Below are 19,690 nucleotides of genomic sequence, written 5' to 3'. Positions count from 1 at the left end.
GACCGTTTTCCCAATAGGATCATGCAAGGAGAGACTGATGCTGTTTGCGTTTCTGTGCACCGACAAGCCCGGCCATCTGAACGTCCGGATGGAAACCCGCCCTGCCCATCTGGAGCATCTGAACAAGCTCAATGCCGAGGGCGTGCTGAAGTTCGCAGGCCCGTTCCTCGATGACGACGGCAAGCCGAACGGCAGCCTCGTGGTCGTCGAAGCCGCCGACATGGCCGCCGCCCGGCTGATCGCCGAGGCCGATCCCTATTACCTGGCCGGCCTCTTCGAGAAGGTCGAAGTGAAGGCCTGGAACTGGGTCTTCAACAAGCCGGAGTGAGGCGACAGATGGCATATTGGCTTTACAAATCCGAACCGTCGTCCTGGTCCTGGGAACAGCAGAAGGCGGCGGGCGAAAAGGGCACTGAATGGACCGGCGTGCGAAACTACCTGGCGCGCAACAACATGCGGGCCATGAAGATCGGCGACAAGGGTTTTTTCTACCACTCGAATGACGGGCTGGAGATCGTCGGCATCGTCGAGGTCTGCGCGCTGTCGCATCCCGATTCCAGCGCCAAGGGCGATCCAAAGTGGGATTGCGTCGACATCCGCGCGGTGACCGACATACCGACGCCGGTGACGCTGAAAGATATCAAGGCGAACCCGAAGTTCGAGAAGATGTCGCTGGTGACGTCGATGCGGCTTTCGGTGCAGCCGGTGACCGACGAGGAATATTTCGAGATCTGCAAGCTCGGCGGTCTCGACAATCCACCGAAATCGCCGGCCTGAAGCGATCTTGAAGACCGATCCCCGGACCTTCATCCTCGAGAACACGGTTCTCACGAGCCCGCCGCATGTGCCGGAAATCCGGCTGCATCTGGCGAGCGAGGCGCATGACCTCTGGCTGAAGACGGAAGAGGATCTGGAGGAAATCGGCCTGCCGCCGCCTTTCTGGGCTTTTGCCTGGGCGGGCGGGCAGGGGCTTGCGCGTTATATCCTCGATCATCCGGAAACGGTCGCGGGCAAAGAGGTGCTGGATTTCGCCAGCGGCTCCGGTCTGGTGGCGATTGCCGCGCAGCTTTCCGGCGCCGCCGACGTGCTGGCGGCGGATATCGATCCCTGGGCTGCGAGCGCCATTGCGTTGAATGCCGCGGAGAACGGAGTGGCAATCCGCTCCACAGCCGACGATCAGATCGGCAAGGTGGTCGGGGCGGATGTCATCCTGGCTGGCGATGTCTTCTACGACCGGGATTTTGCGGCGGCCTTGATCCCATGGTTCACGCGGCTTGCGGAGGAGGGGAAGCTGGTTCTGATCGGCGATCCGGGCCGCAGCTATCTTCCGAACGACCGGCTCGAATCGCTGGCGGTCTACCAGGTGCCGGTCACCCGGGCACTGGAGGACAGCGAAGTGAAGAAGACGACCGTTTGGCGGTTTGTTTAGCTTCGAGCAGATAATGCCGCGTCTCAGTTCCCGCCGCGGATGACGCAGACGCCGGCTTCGTAGGAACAGGCGTTTCCGAAACCGCGCAGGCCTGTGCCGACATCGATGATCTTGGCCCTTGGGGCAAGCACCACGCGACCTTCTTCTCCCTGCCAGTAGCCTTCCGAAAAGTAGCGTGAAAAATGAATGCCGAAGTCGGGGATCGGGGGAGCCTGCAGCGGTCCGCTGAAAATGCCGAGCCTGCGGACGAACGATGCCGTGCCGGTGTAGAAAACGCGGAAGCTTTCCACGTTGGATGCGCCGTCGTCCTGTTCGACCCAGTGATTGCCGCCGAGGCGGTAGACGCTGCTGTCGGCGCCGCGCCAGCCGTCGCGGGCATTGGCGGCGGATGCGAGCGACGCAAAAAGCGCCGCAGCGACCAGGACAGGCTTGATGCGATTCGCGATCATGGCGAAACTCCGGAGAACATGATTAACGAAACGTTACCATAAAACGGCTCGTCACGTCCCGGCGGCAACGAAATCTTTCGAAATTGTAGTTAATGTGACGGCCGGGTTTGAACCACGCCAGCCACGAGAAAGACACAATCGATTAAATTGAAAATCGGTTTGAATTGTTCTTGTCGTCCGACATCCGTGCGATTAAACCACGCCAATGATGCAATGCACATTTCTTCGGCACCGTGCATTGCTGGGCGCCCGCCCTTGATACCGCATACGACGCCGCGAGGTTCTGATGGCGAATGTGACAAATAACCGGCCTCTGTCGCCGCATCTGCAAATCTACAAGTTCATTCCCACCATGGCGATGTCGATCGTCCACCGTATTACCGGTGGCGCGCTCTACGTCGGCACGTTGCTGGTCGCCGCCTGGCTGATCGCAGCCGCATCCGGCGAGCAATATTTCAACCAGGTCAACTGGCTGTTCGGCTCGATCATCGGACAGGTCGTGCTGTTCGGCTATACCTGGGCCCTTCTTCACCATCTGCTCGGCGGCCTGCGCCACATCATGTGGGACATCGGCTACGGTTTCGAGAAGGAATTCTCGACCATGCTGGCCAAGGCCAATCTCGTGGCTTCCATCGCGCTGACCGTTCTGGTCTGGGCGATCGTGCTCATCGTTCGCTGAGGAGATTGATCATGGATATGCGCACTCCTCTCGGAAAAGTCCGTGGCCTCGGCTCCGCCAAGAGCGGCACGGAGCATTTCTGGCGTGTCCGGACGACCGCGGTCGCACTCGTGCCGCTTCTTCTCTTCTATGTCGTCTTCCTGATCATCTATGCAGGCAAGCCTTATGCCGAAGTGGTGGGCGCGCTGGCCAATCCCTTCGTCGCCACGATCAACGGGCTGACGGTCGTCGCCAGCATCATCCACATGCGTCTCGGCATGGAAGAGATCATCCAGGACTACATCCATTCCGAAGCCACGAAGATCGTTCTTCTGATCCTCAACGCCTTCTTTTCCCTCGCGGTGGGCGGCCTCTGTCTTTTCGCCGTCCTGAAAATCGCATTTGCAGGATAACCCCGTCATGGCATCCGTCACCCCCATCGCCCAGAACGGCAAGGCCTATACCTATGTCGACCATTCCTATGACGTGATCGTCGTCGGCGCCGGCGGCGCGGGCCTTCGCGCCACGCTCGGCATGGCTGAACAGGGTTTCAAGACCGCCTGCATCACCAAGGTCTTCCCGACCCGCTCCCACACCGTGGCCGCCCAGGGCGGCATCGCCGCCTCGCTGCAGAACATGACGCCGGATAGCTGGCAGTGGCACCTTTACGACACCGTCAAGGGCTCCGACTGGCTCGGCGACGTCGATGCCATGCAGTACATGGTCATGGAAGCGCCGAAGGCCGTCTACGAACTCGAGCATTATGGCGTGCCCTTCTCCCGTAACGAAGAAGGCAAGATCTACCAGCGGCCGTTCGGCGGCCACATGCAGAATTTCGGCGCCGGCCCGCCGGTGCAGCGCACCTGCGCCGCGGCAGACCGCACCGGCCACGCCATCCTGCACACGCTTTACGGCCAGTCGCTGAAGAACAACGCGGAATTCTTCATCGAATATTTCGCGCTCGACCTGATCATGTCGGACGACGGACGCTGCACCGGCGTCGTCGCCTGGAACCTCGATGACGGCACGATCCACCGCTTCGCCGCCAAGATGGTGGTGCTGGCGACCGGCGGTTACGGCCGCGCCTATTTCTCGGCGACTTCGGCCCATACCTGCACCGGCGACGGCGGCGGCATGGTGGCTCGCGCCGGCCTGCCTTTGCAGGACATGGAATTCGTGCAGTTCCACCCGACCGGCATCTACGGCTCCGGCTGTCTGATCACCGAAGGCGCGCGCGGCGAAGGCGGTTACCTCGTCAATTCCGAGGGCGAGCGCTTTATGGAACGCTACGCACCTTCGGCGAAGGATCTCGCCTCGCGCGACGTCGTCTCGCGCTGCATGACGCTGGAAATCCGCGAAGGCCGCGGCGTCGGCAAGAACAAGGATCACATCTTCCTGCATCTCGACCATCTCGATCCGGCCGTTCTGCACGAACGCCTGCCGGGCATTTCCGAGAGCGCCAAGATCTTTGCGGGCGTCGACGTGACGCGGGAGCCGATCCCGGTCCTGCCGACCGTGCATTACAACATGGGCGGCATCCCGACTAACTTCTATGGTGAAGTGCTCAATGCCGACAGCAACAATCCGGAACGACTGCTGCCGGGCCTGATGGCCGTCGGCGAGGCGGGCTGCGCCTCGGTTCACGGCGCCAACCGCCTCGGCTCCAACTCGCTGATCGACCTCGTGGTGTTCGGCCGCGCCGCCGCGATCCGCGCCGGCGAGGTGATCAACAAGGCCGAGCCGATCCCGGCGCTCAACATCGCCGCCTGCGACAAGATCATGGACCGTTTCGACCGCCTGCGGAACGCCAACGGCGGAACGCCGACCGCGGTGCTGCGCGACAAGATGCAGCGCACCATGCAGGACGACGCCGCCGTGTTCCGCACGCAGGAATCGCTGGAATCGGGCTGCAAGCGCATGTCGGCGATCTGGGGCGAGCTGAAGGATATCAAGGTCACCGACCGTTCGATGATCTGGAACTCGGACCTGGTCGAGACGCTGGAACTCGAAAACCTGATGGCGAATGCAATTGCCACGGTCGTCGGCGCGGAAGCCCGCAAGGAAAGCCGCGGCTCCCACGCCCGGGAGGACTACACGTCCGGCCCGTTCGGCGGCCGCGACGACGAGAACTGGCGCAAGCACACGCTTGCCTGGGTCGGCGACAACGGCGACGTCAAGCTCGACTATCGCCCGGTTCACACCGAACTCATTGCCGAAGGCATCGATCCGCACAAGATCGAGCCGAAAGCCCGCGTCTACTGATCTGAGGGAATTGGACCATGGTTGAACTCGCTCTCCCCAAGAACTCTCAGATGACCGAAGGCAAGACCTGGCCGAAGCCGGCCGGTGCCAAGAACGTCCGGGAATTCCGCATCTACCGCTGGAACCCGGATGACGGCCAAAACCCGCGCATCGACACCTATTATATCGATGTCGACGATTGCGGCCCGATGGTTCTCGACGGTCTGCTCTACATCAAGAACAATATCGACCCGACGCTGACGCTGCGCCGCTCCTGTCGCGAGGGCATCTGCGGCTCCTGCGCGATGAACATCGACGGCACCAACACGCTCGCCTGCACCAAGGGCATGGACGACGTGAAGGGCACCGTGAAGGTCTATCCGCTGCCGCATATGCCTGTGGTCAAGGACCTGGTTCCGGACCTCACCAACTTCTACGCCCAGCACCGCTCGATCGAGCCCTGGCTGAAGACGGTTTCGCCGCCGCCGGCCAAGGAATGGAAGCAGAGCCACGAAGACCGCCAGAAGCTCGACGGCCTCTACGAATGCATCCTGTGCGCCTGCTGCTCGACCTCCTGTCCGAGCTACTGGTGGAACGGCGACCGTTATCTCGGCCCGGCCACCCTGCTGCAGGCCTATCGCTGGCTGATCGATAGCCGCGACGAAGCCAAGGGCGAGCGCCTCGACAATCTCGAGGATCCGTTCCGGCTCTATCGCTGCCACACGATCATGAACTGCGCCCAGACTTGCCCGAAGGGTCTGAACCCGGCCAAGGCGATCGCCGAGATCAAGAAGATGATGGTCGAGCGCCGCGTCTGAGGCGTTCTCGGCAATTTGATGCCTCATTCGGTCCCCGCGTCGGCGGGACCGGATGCATTGCAGCATTCTTCTTGATCAGCCATGCCGAATTGTTCCAGTACGACTTGATTAACCAAGGTGGTTTACGATAATTCGGTCTCAATTCAGTGGCATCGGTGGCGGGTCAAGCTGAAAGCAGGAGTTAGATGATGCAGTTCAGATACGTGGCGACGGGACTTGTTCTTGCCTTGGCACTGGCGGGTTGCCAGCGCACTTCATATAGCCCCTATAGCGATCTGCCTGCTCAACCCTCTCAGCCCGCTCCGCTTCAGGCGCAGCCTGTGCCGTCCGTTCAGGGCGGCCAGTTGCCGCCGCCTCCCGGTACTGCCGGTGCTTCCCAATTTCCGAGCGCGCCCGGCGCAAATCCTGCCATGGCGTCGGCCAACCCGACCGCACCGCCAGCGAGTGCGCTCGACGTCAAGAAGGAAGCGATGGTCGGCAACTGGCGCGTTTCCAACGGCGGTTCGTCCTGCGACATGTTCCTGACGCTCACCAATCTCGGCGGTGGTTCGCGCGGCGGTACCCGCGGCTGTGCCGGTGAATTGACGGCAATGGGTTCGTGGGAAGTGTCCGGCAAGATGGTCCAGTTCAAGAACCGGGCCGGCGACGTGATCGGACGCGTCTACAAGAGCGCCGAGAACCGCTTTGACGGTACGATGAATTCCGGTCAGCAAGTCAGCCTCAGCCGTTAAGCGGCCCCCGCAATTTCGAGGGCGTCCGGTTGGAACCCATCCCCGAATACACGACGAGTGTCGGTGAGGAGCTGAGAGCCCTCACCGCATCCGGCGTATTGACCGCCGATCGGGCCCAGCTTTCGGTTGCCGCCAAACTCGACCATCTGCTGACCTGCCTTCGCGAGACGAGGCCGGCGAAGAAGAAAAGCTCGCTCGGCTGGCTTTTTGCCAAGGGCGGCGGCCGCCCCCGCGAAATCCGCGGGCTCTATGTGCATGGCAGCGTCGGGCGTGGCAAGACCATGCTGATGGACATGTTCTTCAAGAAGGCGCCAACGACGAAGAAACGCCGGGCGCATTTCCACGAATTTATGGCGGATGTGCACAACCGCATCCACGACCACCGCCAGAAGCTGAAACGCGGCGAGACCAAGCAGGCCGATCCCGTGCCGCCGGTCGCTGCAGCCCTCTTTGCGGAGGCCGAACTCCTCTGCTTCGACGAATTCTCGGTCACCGACATCACCGACGCGATGATCCTGGCGCGGCTGTTCACGGAGCTGTTCGGGCTCGGCTGTGTTCTTGTCGCCACCTCAAACGTTGCGCCGGACGATCTCTACAGGGACGGGCTGAACCGCGGCCTCTTCCTGCCGTTTATCGCGCTGCTCAACCGGTATGTCGACGTGGTCACCCTCGATTCACCCAACGACTACCGTATGCAGAAGCTCGCAAGCCTGCCGGTCTACGTGACGCCGCTCGACGCGCGCGCCGACGCGGCAATGGAATCCGCCTGGCACCAGGTGACCGAGGGCGAGAAGGCGGCGCCTGCCGAGATCCCGATAAAGGGCCGCAGCATCCATGTGCCCTCGGCCGCCGGGCGGGCGGCGCGGTTTGATTTCAAGGACATCTGCGGCAAACCGCTGGGTGCGTCGGACTATCTGGCGCTTGCCCATCGTTTCGATGCCATCTTCGTCGAGCACGTTCCGCAGCTCGGGCCGGAGAAGCGCAACGAAACCAAACGGCTGATCAATCTCGTCGACACGCTCTACGACCACACGGTCCGGCTCTATATTTCCGCGGCGACCGCGCCGGAAGGTATCCTCCTGGAGCGAAAAGGCACAGAAGGCTTCGAGTTCGACCGCACCATCTCGCGTCTTTTCGAGATGCGCAGCCCTGACTATCTTGCGCTGCACCAGGAAAAGCGCCGCTGACTTTAACGGTTTGGTGACAGAAACCCTTACGTTTACGTAAGAGTTTTGATATCTAACCGATTGAAAAAGTTGAGTGGAAAATAATCGATTGCCATTTTGAGCGGATGGGGCTATGCGGTCTGGCACATTGGTAGGCGAGCCGTAGTCTGCCAAGGATTCGGATCTCGAAAGGAAGCTTTTCGATGGCGCGCAAGAAGATCGCACTTATTGGTTCTGGCATGATTGGTGGCACACTGGCGCATCTCGCCAGCCTGAAGGAACTGGGCGACATCGTCCTCTTCGACATCGCCGACGGCATTCCGCAGGGCAAGGGCCTCGATATCGCCCAGTCCGGCCCGGTCGAAGGCTTCAATGCCAAGCTTTCCGGCGCCAGCGATTACGCGGCCATCGAAGGCGCCGACGTCTGCATCGTCACCGCCGGCGTCGCCCGCAAGCCGGGCATGAGCCGCGACGACCTGCTCGGCATCAACTTGAAGGTCATGGAACAGGTCGGCGCCGGCATCAAGAAATATGCCCCGAATGCCTTCGTGATCTGCATCACCAACCCGCTCGACGCGATGGTCTGGGCTCTCCAGAAGTTCTCCGGCCTGCCGAAGAACATGGTTGTCGGCATGGCCGGCGTGCTGGACTCGGCTCGCTTCCGTCTCTTCCTCTCCGAAGAATTCAACGTCTCCGTCCAGGACGTCACCGCGTTCGTTCTCGGCGGCCACGGCGACACGATGGTGCCGCTCGCCCGTTACTCGACCGTCGGCGGCGTACCGCTCACCGACCTCGTCAAGATGGGCTGGGTCACCAAGGAGCGTCTCGAAGAAATCATCCAGCGCACCCGTGACGGCGGCGCTGAAATCGTCGGCCTGCTGAAGACCGGTTCGGCCTATTACGCTCCGGCCGCATCGGCGATCGAAATGGCCGAGTCCTTCCTCAAGGACAAGAAGCGCGTTCTGCCGGCGGCCGCCTATCTCTCCGGCCAGTACGGCGTGAAGGACATGTATGTCGGCGTTCCGACGATCATCGGCGCCGGCGGCGTCGAGCGCATCATTGAGGTCGAGTTCAACAAGGACGAAGAAGCCGCCTTCCAGAAGTCCGTCGGCGCCGTTGCCGGCCTCTGCGAAGCCTGCATCAACATCGCCCCGGCTCTCAAGTAACCGACGCGCCGAACTCATCGAAACAGGGATAAACCCATGAACATTCATGAATATCAGGCCAAGGCTCTGCTGAAGGGCTATGGCGCGCCGGTTGCGGAAGGTGTCGCGATCCTGAAGGCTGAAGAAGCCGAGGCTGCTGCGAAGTCACTTCCTGGCCCGCTCTATGTCGTCAAGAGCCAGATCCATGCCGGCGGTCGCGGCAAGGGCAAGTTCAAGGAACTCGGCCCCGACGCCAAGGGCGGCGTTCGCCTCGCCTTCTCGATCGAAGAAGCCAAGGCGCATGCCAAGGAAATGCTCGGCAACACGCTGGTGACCGCGCAGACCGGCGAAGCCGGCAAGCAGGTCAACCGCCTCTATATCGAAGACGGCGCCGACATTGCCCGCGAACTCTATTGCTCGCTGCTGGTCGACCGCTCGGTCGGCCGCGTCGCATTCGTGGTTTCGACCGAAGGCGGCATGGACATCGAAGCCGTCGCCCACGATACGCCTGAGAAGATCCACACGATCGCCATCGATCCGGAAGCCGGCGTGACGGCTGCGGACATTGCTGCGATCTCCAAGGCTCTGGAACTCGACGGCGCTGCCGCCGAAGACGCCAAGTCGCTCTTCCCGCTGCTCTACAAGGCCTTCAACGAGAAGGACATGGCCCTTCTCGAGATCAATCCGCTGATCGTCATGAAGAACGGCCACCTGCGCGTTCTCGACGCGAAGATGTCGTTCGATGGCAATGCGCTCTTCCGTCACGACGACGTCAAGGCGCTGCGCGACGAGACTGAAGAAGACGCCAAGGAAATCGAGGCCTCCAAGTGGGACCTCGCTTACGTGGCGCTCGACGGCAATATCGGCTGCATGGTCAACGGCGCCGGTCTCGCCATGGCGACGATGGATATCATCAAGCTCTACGGCAAGGAGCCGGCTAACTTCTGCGACGTCGGCGGCGGCGCCGGCAAGGAGAAGGTGGCTGCGGCCTTCAAGATCATCACTGCGGACCCGAAGGTCGAGGGCATCCTCGTCAACATCTTCGGCGGCATCATGCGCTGCGACGTCATCGCCGAAGGCGTTGTCGCGGCGGTGCAGGAAGTCGGCTTGAAGGTTCCGCTCGTGGTGCGCCTCGAAGGCACCAATGTCGAACTCGGCAAGAAGATCCTGAATGAATCTGGTCTCGCTATCACGGCGGCTGACGACCTTGACGACGCGGCGAAGAAGATCGTCGCGGCGATCGAAGCCTAACCTGGAAGGACCGGAACCAATGTCTATTCTCGTCAACAAAGACACCAAGGTCATCGTCCAGGGCCTGACCGGCAAGACCGGCACCTTCCACACGGAGCAGGCGCTCGCCTACTACGGCACCAAGATGGTAGGTGGCGTTCATCCGAAGAAGGGCGGCGAATCGTGGTCCTCCGGCGTCGACGGTACGGCGCTGCCGATCTTCACCTCGGTTGCCGAAGCCAAGGAACGCACGGGCGCCGACGCGACCGTGATCTACGTTCCGCCGGCAGGCGCAGCGGACGCGATCATCGAGGCGATCGAAGCCGAGGTCCCGTTCATCACCTGCATCACCGAAGGCATTCCGGTCATGGACATGGTGCGCGTCAAGGCTCGCCTCGACCGTTCCAAGTCGCGACTGCTCGGCCCCAACTGCCCGGGCATCCTGACCCCGGAAGAATGCAAGATCGGTATCATGCCGGGCTCGATCTTCCGCAAGGGCTCGGTAGGCATCGTTTCCCGCTCGGGCACGCTCACCTATGAGGCCGTGTTCCAGACGTCCAACGAAGGCCTCGGCCAGACGACCGCTGTCGGCATCGGCGGCGACCCGGTCAAGGGCACCGAGTTCATCGACGTCCTGGAAATGTTCCTCGCCGACGACGCCACCACCTCGATCATCATGATCGGCGAAATCGGCGGTTCGGCTGAAGAAGACGCAGCGCAGTTCCTGAAGGACGAAGCCAGACAAGGCCGCAGCAAGCCGATGGCCGGCTTCATCGCGGGCCGTACCGCTCCGAAGGGCCGCACCATGGGTCATGCCGGTGCCGTGGTTTCCGGTGGCAAGGGTGATGCGGAATCGAAGATCGCGGCCATGGAATCGGCGGGCATCAAGGTGTCGCCGTCCCCGGCCCGTCTCGGCAAGACCTTGGTTGAAGTCCTGAAGGGCTGACGCCACATAAAGGACACTCGCCACCCCCAGATAGATAGGTGGCGATTGATCCGACAAGCTTCGGACAGGCGAAGCGCCACATTGTTTCGCCTGTCCATGTTTTGCGTCTCTTAATCTTAGGGGACGTGTGACCGCCAAGGGCGGTTCGGTACCAAGACGAAGACCAAGAAAATGCGGAGGCCAGAGATATTTTCCGGCTCCGATTACGTGAGGAGGCGGGCGCGGCGCCCGCAGATAACCATGGCACGGCAAGAAGCCAACGAGCAGTTCCTCATCACCTCTTTCCTCGACGGACAGAACGCGGCCTATATCGAGCAGCTTCATGCGCGGTATGAGGACGAACCGACATCCGTCTCGCCGGAATGGCAGGCCTTCTTCAAGGCGCTCGCCGACAATCCGGACGATGTGAAGGCGGCCGCCAAGGGAGCCTCGTGGCAGCGCAAGAACTGGCCGATTACGGCCAACGGCGAACTGGTGTCGGCACTCGACGGCAACTGGCCGATCGTCGAAAAGGCGATCGAAACGAAGGTCAAGGCGAAGGCGGAAGCGACTGCTGCCGCGACCGGCAAGCCGGTCAACGAAACCGATGTGCTGCAGGCGACGCGCGATAGCGTCCGCGCCATCATGATGATCCGCGCCTACCGCATGCGCGGCCACCTGCATGCCAAGCTCGATCCGCTCGGCATTGCCAGCGCGGTCGAGGACTATAACGAACTGTCGCCGTCCGCTTACGGCTTCACCGAAGCAGACTACGACCGCAAGATCTTCATCGACAACGTGCTCGGCCTCGAATACGCGACGCTGCGCCAGATGATCGAGATTCTGGAGCGGACCTATTGCTCGACGCTCGGTGTCGAGTTCATGCACATCTCCAATCCGGAAGAAAAGTCCTGGATCCAGGAACGTATCGAAGGCCCGGGCAAGGGCGTCGAATTCACGCCGGAAGGCAAGAAGGCGATTCTTTCCAAGCTCGTCGAAGCGGAAGGTTACGAACAGTTCCTCGACGTCCGGTTCAAGGGCACCAAGCGCTTCGGCCTCGACGGTGGTGAATCGCTGATCCCGGCGCTCGAACAGATCATCAAGCGCGGCGGCCAGGAAGGCCTTGAAGAAGTCGTTCTCGGCATGCCGCACCGCGGCCGCCTGAACGTGCTCACCAACGTCATGCACAAGCCGCACCGCGCGGTGTTCCACGAGTTCAAGGGCGGTTCGTTCAAGCCGGACGAAGTCGAAGGTTCGGGCGACGTCAAGTACCATCTCGGCGCTTCGTCGGACCGCGAGTTCGACGGCAACAAGGTTCACATGTCGCTGACGGCTAACCCGTCGCATCTGGAAATCGTCAACCCGGTGGTCATGGGCAAGGCTCGCGCCAAGCAGGACATGCTCGCCAAGGCCTGGGACGGCGATATCATTCCGCTGAAGGAACGCTCCAAGGTCCTGCCGCTGCTGCTGCACGGCGATGCCGCGTTTGCGGGCCAGGGCGTCGTGGCCGAAATCCTCGGCCTGTCGGGCCTGCGCGGCCATCGCGTCGCCGGCACGATGCACGTCATCGTCAACAACCAGATCGGCTTCACCACCAATCCGGCCTTCTCGCGTTCGTCGCCTTATCCGTCCGACGTCGCAAAGATGATCGAGGCGCCGATCTTCCACGTCAATGGCGACGATCCGGAAGCGGTCGTCTATGCCGCCAAGGTCGCGACCGAATACCGGATGAAGTTCCACAAGCCGGTCGTCATCGACATGTTCTGCTACCGCCGCTTCGGTCATAACGAAGGCGACGAGCCGGCGTTCACGCAGCCGAAGATGTACAAGGTCATCCGCGCCCACAAGACGGTCGCGCAGATCTATGCCGACCGCCTGATCGCCGAAGGCCTCGTCACCGATGGTGAATTCGAGAAGATGAAGGCCGACTGGCGCGCCAATCTCGAAACCGAGTTCGAGGCCGGCCAGAGCTACAAGCCGAACAAGGCCGACTGGCTGGACGGTCAGTGGTCGGGCCTGCGCTCGGCCGACAATGCCGACGAACAGCGCCGCGGCAAGACTGCGATGCCGATGAAGGAACTGAGGGAAATTGGCCGCAAGCTGGCGACCATTCCGGAAGGCTTCAACGCGCACCGCACCATCAAGCGGTTCATGGAGAACCGTTCGCAGATGGTCGAGACCGGCGAAGGCATCGACTGGGCCATGGCGGAAGCCCTGGCATTCGGCTCGCTTGCCGTCGAAGGCACCAAGATCCGCCTGTCCGGTCAGGATTGCGAACGCGGCACGTTCTCGCAGCGTCACTCGGTTCTCTACGATCAGGACACCGAAGAGCGTTACATACCGCTCGCCAACCTGTCGCCGACCCAGGCCCGTTACGAAGTCATCAACTCGATGCTTTCGGAAGAGGCGGTCCTCGGCTTCGAATACGGTTATTCGCTTGCCCGCCCGAATGCGCTGACCCTCTGGGAAGCCCAGTTCGGCGACTTCGCCAACGGTGCGCAGGTCGTGTTCGACCAGTTCATCTCGTCTGGCGAACGCAAGTGGCTGCGCATGTCCGGTCTCGTCTGCCTTCTGCCGCACGGTTATGAAGGCCAGGGTCCGGAACACTCCTCGGCCCGCCTGGAACGCTGGCTGCAGATGTGCGCCGAAGACAACATGCAGGTCGCCAACGTCACGACGCCGGCCAACTACTTCCACATCCTGCGCCGGCAGACGAAGCGCGACTTCCGCAAGCCGCTGATCCTGATGACGCCGAAGTCGCTGCTGCGCCACAAGCGGGCCACCTCGACGCTTGCCGAAATGGCCGGCGAATCCGCCTTCCATCGCCTCCTCTGGGACGATGCGGAGGTCATCAAGGATGGTCCGATCAAGCTGCAGAAGGATGCCAAGATCCGTCGCGTCGTGCTCTGCACCGGCAAGGTCTATTACGACCTTCTCGAAGAGCGCGAAAAGCGCGGCATCGACGACATCTACCTGCTGCGCATCGAACAGCTCTATCCGTTCCCGGCCAAGGCCCTGATCAACGAGCTTTCCCGCTTCCGCAATGCGGAAATGGTCTGGTGCCAGGAAGAGCCGAAGAACATGGGTGCATGGTCGTTCATCGACCCGTATCTGGAATGGGTTCTGGCGCATATCGATGCCAAGTATCAGCGCGTCCGGTATACGGGCCGGCCGGCAGCGGCCTCGCCTGCAACGGGCCAGATGTCGAAGCATCTCGCACAGCTCGAAGCCTTCCTCGAAGACGCGCTCGGCGGCTGATTCCCAGCCGCTCCTTCACTTTTCACAGACACAACCTGACAAACACGGAAACAGATCATGGCCACCGAAATCCGCGTCCCCACTCTCGGCGAGTCCGTCAGCGAGGCAACTGTCGGCACCTGGTTCAAGAAGGTCGGCGATACGGTCAAGGCCGACGAGCCGCTCCTTGAGCTCGAAACGGACAAGGTGACCGTCGAGGTTCCGTCGCCGGCCGCCGGCGTTCTAACCGAGATTGTCGCCGCCAATGGCGAGACCGTCGGCCTCGGCGCCCTGCTCGGCCAGATCGCCGCAGGTGCCGCCGGCGCCGCGACCGCTGCTCCGGCTGCAAAGCCCGCCGAAGCCGCGCCTGCCAAGGCTGCCGAACCGGCTGCTCCCGCCCCGGTCGCTGCCGCCGCCAGCGCTTCTGCTGCCGCCACCTCGATGCCGCCGGCTCCGGCTGCTGCAAAGGTCGCTGCGGACAACAACATCTCGACTGCCGATATCGATGGTTCGGGCAAGCGTGGCCAGGTTCTGAAGGGTGATGTGATCGCCGCCGTCGCCAAGGGTATTTCCGCTCCGGCCCAGGCGCCTGCCGCTCCGGCGGCACCGCGCCCGGTTTCCTCGGCCGACGACGCATCCCGCGAAGAGCGTGTGAAGATGACGCGCCTGCGCCAGACGATCGCCCGCCGCCTCAAGGATGCCCAGAACACCGCCGCCATGCTGACCACCTATAACGAGGTGGACATGAAGGCGGTCATGGACCTGCGCAACCGCTACAAGGACGTGTTCGAGAAGAAGCATGGCGTCAAGCTCGGCTTCATGGGCTTCTTCACCAAGGCCGTGACCCACGCGCTGAAGGAACTGCCGGCCGTCAACGCCGAGATCGACGGCACCGACATCATCTACAAGAACTACTGCCATGTCGGCGTCGCCGTCGGCACCGACAAGGGCCTCGTGGTTCCGGTCGTGCGCAATGCCGACCAGATGTCGATCGCCGAAATCGAGAAGGATATCGGCCGCCTCGGCAAGCTTGCCCGTGATGGCGCGCTCTCGATGGCCGACATGCAGGGCGGCACGTTCACCATCTCGAACGGCGGCGTCTACGGTTCGCTGATGTCTTCGCCGATCCTCAACGCCCCGCAGTCCGGCATTCTCGGCATGCACAAGATCCAGGACCGTCCGGTCGTCATCGGCGGCCAGATCGTCATCCGCCCGATGATGTATCTCGCGCTCTCCTACGATCACCGCATGGTCGACGGCAAGGAAGCCGTGACTTTCCTGGTGCGCGTCAAGGAAAGCCTCGAAGATCCGGAACGCCTGGTTCTCGATCTCTAAGCCGGGAACGAACCCATGGAAACGCTCGGGGTTACCGCAACGCCATACATGACGCTGCTGGCCTTGAGCGTTGTCCTTCTCGTGTTCCATGTTCTGCTGCAGGGTACGCTCTCCACCCGTGAGCTCGGTCGTGAATGGAATGCAGGGCCGCGGGACGAGGGACTGGCGCCGGGGGACAAGTTCGCGGGGCGTGCCGCGCGTGCTTCGAAGAATTTCCAGGAAACCTATCCGGCATTCGTCGGCCTGCTGCTCGGCGTCGCCTTTGCCGGACACGACGCGTCCGGCTGGGGGCTGATCGGCGGCTGGATCTGGCTGATATCTCGGGTCGTCTATATCCCGCTCTACATGGGCGGTGTGCCCTATATCCGCTCCCTTGTCTGGACGGTGAGCCTGATCGGGCTTCTCGTCATGACCATCGCGCTGTTCCGGTGACGCCATGACCGCATCGTTGAAAACATGGCTTCCGATATTCTGCCTGGTGCCGGGCATGGCGATAGCTGCCGAGCGATGCGCCATCGAGAAGGCCGTGTTCGTCGAGGCTACCGCCGGGACCGTGCTGTCGTTCAAGCCGGTCGGTTCGGACGCCGCGGTGGTCAGCCATCTCTTCACGATCACCGGGGCCAAGCTGAAGCTCGACGGCAACGTCATGTATGACGAGGAATCCAAGCGCCCGGGTGGCATGGTGACGAACAATTGCCCGCAAGGTGATGCGACCGGCGCCGAACTTCGAGCCTGTACGGTCTGGACAGGCGTCCCCTATGCCCTTGATGTGGCGACCGGCCATATCGACATATTGGGCGCGGCGAATACCCTGGCGCCGGACGCGATCCTGATGCCGGGCTTCGGCCCGTCGATCCGACATTCGACGCTATGGGGCAAGAGCGGTCTGAAACAGGTCCCCTGGGACCTGTACGAATTCAAGGAATGCAAGGCATGAGCGAAACCCCTGTTCTTCTGGTGACCGGCGGAAGCCGCGGCATCGGCGCGGCGGTCTCGCTGATGGCCGCCAGCCGTGGTTGGCGGGTGGCGGTGAACTACGCGGCCAATCGGCAGGCAGCCGAAAAGGTGGTTTCGGAAATCGAGGCCGGCGGCGGCGAGGCGATAGCGGTCCAGGCAGATATCGGCAATGCGGCCGAAATCGTCGCGATGTTTCAGGAGGTCGACCGACATTTCGGGCAGCTCGACGGGCTGGTCAACAATGCCGGGATCGTCGACATGCCGCAGCGCATCGACGAGATGAGCGCGGAGCGCATCGAGCGGATGATGCGGATCAATGTCACCGGTTCGATCCTGTGTGCCGGGGAGGCGGTGCGCCGCATGTCGACGAGACATGGCGGCAAGGGTGGCGCGATCGTCAATATCTCGTCGATGGCCGCCAAGCTGGGCTCCCCGGGGCAATATGTCGACTACGCAGCTTCGAAGGCGGCGATCGACACGCTGACCATCGGCCTGGCACGCGAAGTCGCGACCGAAGGCGTGCGCGTCAATGCGATCCGCCCGGGCATCATCGACACGGATATCCATGCATCCGGCGGGCTGCCGGACCGGGCGCGCGACATGGCGCCCAGCGTTCCCATGCAACGGCCGGGCAGGGCGGAAGAGGTGGCGGATGCCGTTCTCTATTTTCTGTCGCCAGCGGCCTCCTATGTAACCGGCGCCATACTCGACGTGAGCGGCGGGCGCTAAGAGATGAAGAGAAGGAAAAACAACTATGGCATATGATCTCGTCGTCATCGGAAGCGGCCCCGGCGGTTACGTCTGCGCGGTGAAGGCTGCCCAGCTCGGCCTCAAGGTCGCGGTCGTGGAAAAGCGCGCCACCTATGGCGGGACCTGCCTCAACATCGGCTGCATCCCTTCCAAGGCGCTGCTGCACGCTTCCGAAATGTTCGCCCACGCCGCTCACGGCATGGATGCGCTCGGCGTCGAGGTTTCCGCGCCAAAACTCAATCTTGAAAAGATGATGGCCCACAAGGACGCGACCGTTAAGTCGAACGTCGACGGGGTCTCCTTCCTGTTCAAGAAGAACAAGATCGACGGCTTCATCGGCACCGGCAAGATCGTCTCGGCCGGCAAGGTCTCGGTGACCGGCGACGACGGCAAGGTCCAGGAACTTGAAACCAAGAACATCGTCATCGCCACCGGCTCCGACGTTGCGGGCATTCCGGGCGTCAATGTCGAGATCGACGAGAAGGTGATCATCTCGTCGACCGGCGGCATCGCGCTCGAAAAGGTGCCGGCGCACCTGATCGTGGTCGGCGGTGGCGTCATCGGCATGGAGCTCGGTTCGGTCTGGTCGCGCCTCGGCGCCAAGGTCACCGTGATCGAATATCTCGACAAGCTGCTCGGCGGCATGGACGGCGAAGTCTCCAAGCAGTTCCAGCGCATGATGGCCAAGCAGGGCATGGACATCCGCACGGATGCCAAGGTCATCGGCGTCGAAAAGACCGCCAATGGTGCCAAGGTCACCTACGAGCCGGTCAAGGGCGGTGAGGCCCAGACGCTGGAGGCCGACGTGGTGCTGATCTCTACCGGGCGCAAGCCCTACACGGCAGGCCTCGGCGTGGAAGAAGCGGGCGTCAAGCTCGACAACCGCGGCCGCGTCGAGATCGACGGGCACTTCAAGACCAATGTCGAAGGCATCTATGCGATCGGCGACGTGGTCAAGGGACCGATGCTTGCCCACAAGGCGGAAGACGAAGGTGTGGCGATGGCGGAAATCCTCGCCGGCCAGCACGGCCATGTGAACTACGACGTCATCCCGAGCGTCGTCTATACCCAGCCGGAAGTGGCGTCCGTGGGCAAGACCGAGGAAGAGCTGAAGGCTGCGGGCATCGCCTACAAGGTCGGCAAGTTCCCGTTCACGGCGAACGGCCGCGCTCGCGCCATGCTGGCGACGGACGGTTTCGTGAAGTTCCTGGCCGACAAGGACACCGACCGGGTTCTCGGCGGCCATATCGTGGGTTTCGGCGCCGGCGAAATGATCCACGAGATTGCCGTGCTGATGGAATTCGGCGGTTCGTCGGAAGACCTCGGCCGCACCTGCCATGCCCATCCGACCATGTCGGAGGCCGTCAAGGAAGCCGCGCTCGCGACCTTCTTCAAGCCGATCCATATGTGAGCGCGTCCAGCGCTTTCATGCCGATACGATAAGGAAGGGTGGGACATCGTCCTGCCCTTTCGCCGTTTGTGAGGCCTACCCTTCGAAACGGCCCATGGCATCACGATCGTGCTCGTATCGCCTGGCGAGCGGAAACGGCGGTAACCAGGACTCCCGGCGGATGATCCAGCTTTCGTAGGTTGGCGTCAGCTGGTCGGGAGCATCCAGGGATCCGAGGTTGACTTCGATCTCGTCCGCGGTGCGTGCGAAAACCGAGGAGCCGCAGCGGGGACAGAAAAACCGGCCGGCGTAATCACGTGTCTCGCCATCGACGGTTACCGCGTCCTGGGGAAATATCGCGGAAGCGTGGAAAAGCGCTCCATGGTGCTTGCGGCAGTCGAGACAGTGACAGAGGCCGACCCGGTACGGCTGCCCCGACGCCACAAATCGCACATTGCCGCACAGGCAACCGCCGGTAAATCGATCCATGTTGCGTCTCCTCCAAGATCAAGCGGTGGGAATTTTTACACCGACCAGCGCCTTCGGTGCAATTGCCGTCACCGGGCGATAATGATCCTCATTTCCAGCCGAACACCTGGCCTGGAATTATGATTGGTCAATTCCAGGATTAAATCTTGGACAGGGTTGCCGCTTTTGCTTGAGCCTCCGGCAAACGGACCTAGACTGGATTCCATCACTCTAACCTTCTGAAAAAGGTCAAGAAAATGGCTTCCTCCTTCACAGTTCCGCAGCGTATCCTACATTGGCTGATGGCGGCGCTGATCCTGTTCAACCTGCTTTTCACCGACGCCATGGAGACTGCCGGGCGGCTGATGTTCCGCGGTCAGGCACTAACGCCGGAGCAGGTGAGTGCGGCGAATATCCACGCCTATGTCGGTATCAGCGTGCTGGTCCTCGGCCTGATCCGGCTCTGTCTGCGGCTGGTGCAAGGTGTTCCGCCGGAGCCGCGGCAAGAGCCTCCATTCCTGCGGGCTGTGGTGAAGATCAGTCACTGGGCTTTTTACGCGCTCTTCGTCGCCATGCCCCTGGCTGGCATCGGCGCGTGGTATTTCGGAAACAAGACTGCCGCCTTTGCTCATACGGGGCCGCTGAAAATTTTGATGTGGGCATTGATCGTCGCCCATATCGGCGGGGCGCTGGTGCATCAGTTCTACTGGAAGACCGATGTGCTGAAGCGGATGACGAGTGGCCGATGAAGGATGGACGGC

General features: G+C 62.0%; 21 protein-coding genes. 19 read left to right on the top strand and 2 right to left on the bottom strand.

Going from position 1 to position 19,690, the window contains the following annotated elements; translation table 11 throughout:
- The first annotated feature begins 37 nt into the window (after positions 1 to 37).
- Genes AC1D3C_RS24450 through AC1D3C_RS24440 form a run of 3 tightly spaced genes read left to right on the top strand, consistent with a single transcriptional unit; the run spans position 38 to position 1,429 of the window.
- Entirely contained in the window at positions 38 to 328 is a 291-nt protein-coding gene (locus AC1D3C_RS24450) for a YciI-like protein (RefSeq protein ID WP_477484677.1), read from the top strand.
- 8 nt (positions 329 to 336) lie between these two features.
- Complete coding sequence (locus AC1D3C_RS24445; RefSeq protein ID WP_477484676.1) at positions 337 to 777, top strand: EVE domain-containing protein; 441 nt, start codon at positions 337 to 339, stop codon at positions 775 to 777.
- Between the two features lie 7 nt (positions 778 to 784).
- Positions 785 to 1,429 carry a class I SAM-dependent methyltransferase gene (locus tag AC1D3C_RS24440; protein ID WP_477484675.1) on the top strand — a complete coding sequence of 215 codons (645 nt, stop codon included), beginning with the start codon at positions 785 to 787 and terminating at the stop codon, positions 1,427 to 1,429.
- A gap of 23 nt (positions 1,430 to 1,452) precedes the next feature.
- On the opposite strand, the gene AC1D3C_RS24435 is transcribed toward AC1D3C_RS24440, so the two are convergent.
- A complete protein-coding gene (locus tag AC1D3C_RS24435; RefSeq protein WP_038546527.1) occupies positions 1,453 to 1,878 on the bottom strand; it encodes a hypothetical protein in 426 nt (141 codons plus the stop codon).
- A 286-nt stretch (positions 1,879 to 2,164) separates the two neighbouring features.
- Between AC1D3C_RS24435 and sdhC the strand changes: the two genes are divergently transcribed.
- From sdhC to lpdA, 15 genes are all read left to right on the top strand, one after another.
- Positions 2,165 to 2,557, top strand: a complete 393-nt coding sequence (gene sdhC, locus AC1D3C_RS24430) for a succinate dehydrogenase, cytochrome b556 subunit (RefSeq protein ID WP_038546525.1) — start codon at positions 2,165 to 2,167, stop codon at positions 2,555 to 2,557.
- Between the two features lie 11 nt (positions 2,558 to 2,568).
- Positions 2,569 to 2,949 carry a succinate dehydrogenase, hydrophobic membrane anchor protein gene (gene sdhD / locus AC1D3C_RS24425; protein ID WP_038546523.1) on the top strand — a complete coding sequence of 127 codons (381 nt, stop codon included), beginning with the start codon at positions 2,569 to 2,571 and terminating at the stop codon, positions 2,947 to 2,949.
- Positions 2,950 to 2,956: 7 nt separating this feature from the next.
- Positions 2,957 to 4,798 (top strand): succinate dehydrogenase flavoprotein subunit, encoded by a 1,842-nt coding sequence (sdhA, locus tag AC1D3C_RS24420; RefSeq protein ID WP_477484674.1) that lies wholly within the window; start codon positions 2,957 to 2,959, stop codon positions 4,796 to 4,798.
- A gap of 17 nt (positions 4,799 to 4,815) precedes the next feature.
- Positions 4,816 to 5,595, top strand: coding sequence for a succinate dehydrogenase iron-sulfur subunit (locus AC1D3C_RS24415; protein ID WP_007757759.1), 780 nt, complete (start codon positions 4,816 to 4,818; stop codon positions 5,593 to 5,595).
- A 188-nt stretch (positions 5,596 to 5,783) separates the two neighbouring features.
- On the top strand, positions 5,784 to 6,326 hold the full coding sequence (locus tag AC1D3C_RS24410; RefSeq protein WP_247038821.1) for a protease inhibitor Inh/omp19 family protein: 543 nt from the start codon (positions 5,784 to 5,786) through the stop codon (positions 6,324 to 6,326).
- A gap of 29 nt (positions 6,327 to 6,355) precedes the next feature.
- Positions 6,356 to 7,513 carry a cell division protein ZapE gene (zapE, locus tag AC1D3C_RS24405; protein WP_477484673.1) on the top strand — a complete coding sequence of 386 codons (1,158 nt, stop codon included), beginning with the start codon at positions 6,356 to 6,358 and terminating at the stop codon, positions 7,511 to 7,513.
- Positions 7,514 to 7,695: 182 nt separating this feature from the next.
- On the top strand, positions 7,696 to 8,658 hold the full coding sequence (gene mdh / locus AC1D3C_RS24400; protein ID WP_007757753.1) for a malate dehydrogenase: 963 nt from the start codon (positions 7,696 to 7,698) through the stop codon (positions 8,656 to 8,658).
- Positions 8,659 to 8,694: 36 nt separating this feature from the next.
- Positions 8,695 to 9,888 (top strand): ADP-forming succinate--CoA ligase subunit beta, encoded by a 1,194-nt coding sequence (gene sucC, locus AC1D3C_RS24395; protein WP_024163886.1) that lies wholly within the window; start codon positions 8,695 to 8,697, stop codon positions 9,886 to 9,888.
- Between the two features lie 19 nt (positions 9,889 to 9,907).
- Positions 9,908 to 10,813 carry a succinate--CoA ligase subunit alpha gene (gene sucD / locus AC1D3C_RS24390; RefSeq protein WP_038546513.1) on the top strand — a complete coding sequence of 302 codons (906 nt, stop codon included), beginning with the start codon at positions 9,908 to 9,910 and terminating at the stop codon, positions 10,811 to 10,813.
- Between the two features lie 240 nt (positions 10,814 to 11,053).
- Positions 11,054 to 14,050, top strand: a complete 2,997-nt coding sequence (locus AC1D3C_RS24385) for a 2-oxoglutarate dehydrogenase E1 component (RefSeq protein WP_038546511.1) — start codon at positions 11,054 to 11,056, stop codon at positions 14,048 to 14,050.
- A gap of 57 nt (positions 14,051 to 14,107) precedes the next feature.
- A complete protein-coding gene (gene odhB / locus AC1D3C_RS24380; RefSeq protein WP_477484672.1) occupies positions 14,108 to 15,364 on the top strand; it encodes a 2-oxoglutarate dehydrogenase complex dihydrolipoyllysine-residue succinyltransferase in 1,257 nt (418 codons plus the stop codon).
- 15 nt (positions 15,365 to 15,379) lie between these two features.
- A complete protein-coding gene (locus tag AC1D3C_RS24375) occupies positions 15,380 to 15,796 on the top strand; it encodes an MAPEG family protein (RefSeq protein WP_477484671.1) in 417 nt (138 codons plus the stop codon).
- Between the two features lie 4 nt (positions 15,797 to 15,800).
- Positions 15,801 to 16,301 carry a hypothetical protein gene (locus AC1D3C_RS24370; RefSeq protein ID WP_477484670.1) on the top strand — a complete coding sequence of 167 codons (501 nt, stop codon included), beginning with the start codon at positions 15,801 to 15,803 and terminating at the stop codon, positions 16,299 to 16,301.
- Positions 16,298 to 17,050, top strand: coding sequence for an SDR family oxidoreductase (locus AC1D3C_RS24365; RefSeq protein WP_477484669.1), 753 nt, complete (start codon positions 16,298 to 16,300; stop codon positions 17,048 to 17,050). Before AC1D3C_RS24370 ends, AC1D3C_RS24365 begins: the two co-directional genes overlap by 4 nt.
- A 25-nt stretch (positions 17,051 to 17,075) precedes the next feature.
- A complete protein-coding gene (gene lpdA / locus AC1D3C_RS24360) occupies positions 17,076 to 18,482 on the top strand; it encodes a dihydrolipoyl dehydrogenase (protein ID WP_477484668.1) in 1,407 nt (468 codons plus the stop codon).
- 75 nt (positions 18,483 to 18,557) lie between these two features.
- Here lpdA and AC1D3C_RS24355 read toward each other — a convergent pair whose 3' ends face one another.
- Entirely contained in the window at positions 18,558 to 18,950 is a 393-nt protein-coding gene (locus AC1D3C_RS24355) for a GFA family protein (protein WP_477484667.1), read from the bottom strand.
- Positions 18,951 to 19,186: 236 nt separating this feature from the next.
- Here AC1D3C_RS24355 and AC1D3C_RS24350 point away from each other — a divergent pair, with 236 nt between their 5' ends.
- Positions 19,187 to 19,678: a cytochrome b gene (locus AC1D3C_RS24350; RefSeq protein WP_038546498.1), complete on the top strand. Its 492-nt coding sequence runs from the start codon at positions 19,187 to 19,189 to the stop codon at positions 19,676 to 19,678.
- Positions 19,679 to 19,690: the final 12 nt, after the last annotated feature.

It is taken from the genome of Neorhizobium sp. P1_A6 (assembly GCF_056406795.1).
The sequence above is the reverse complement of the archived record's forward strand: the minus strand, read 5'-3'. Positions and strand labels throughout refer to the sequence as shown.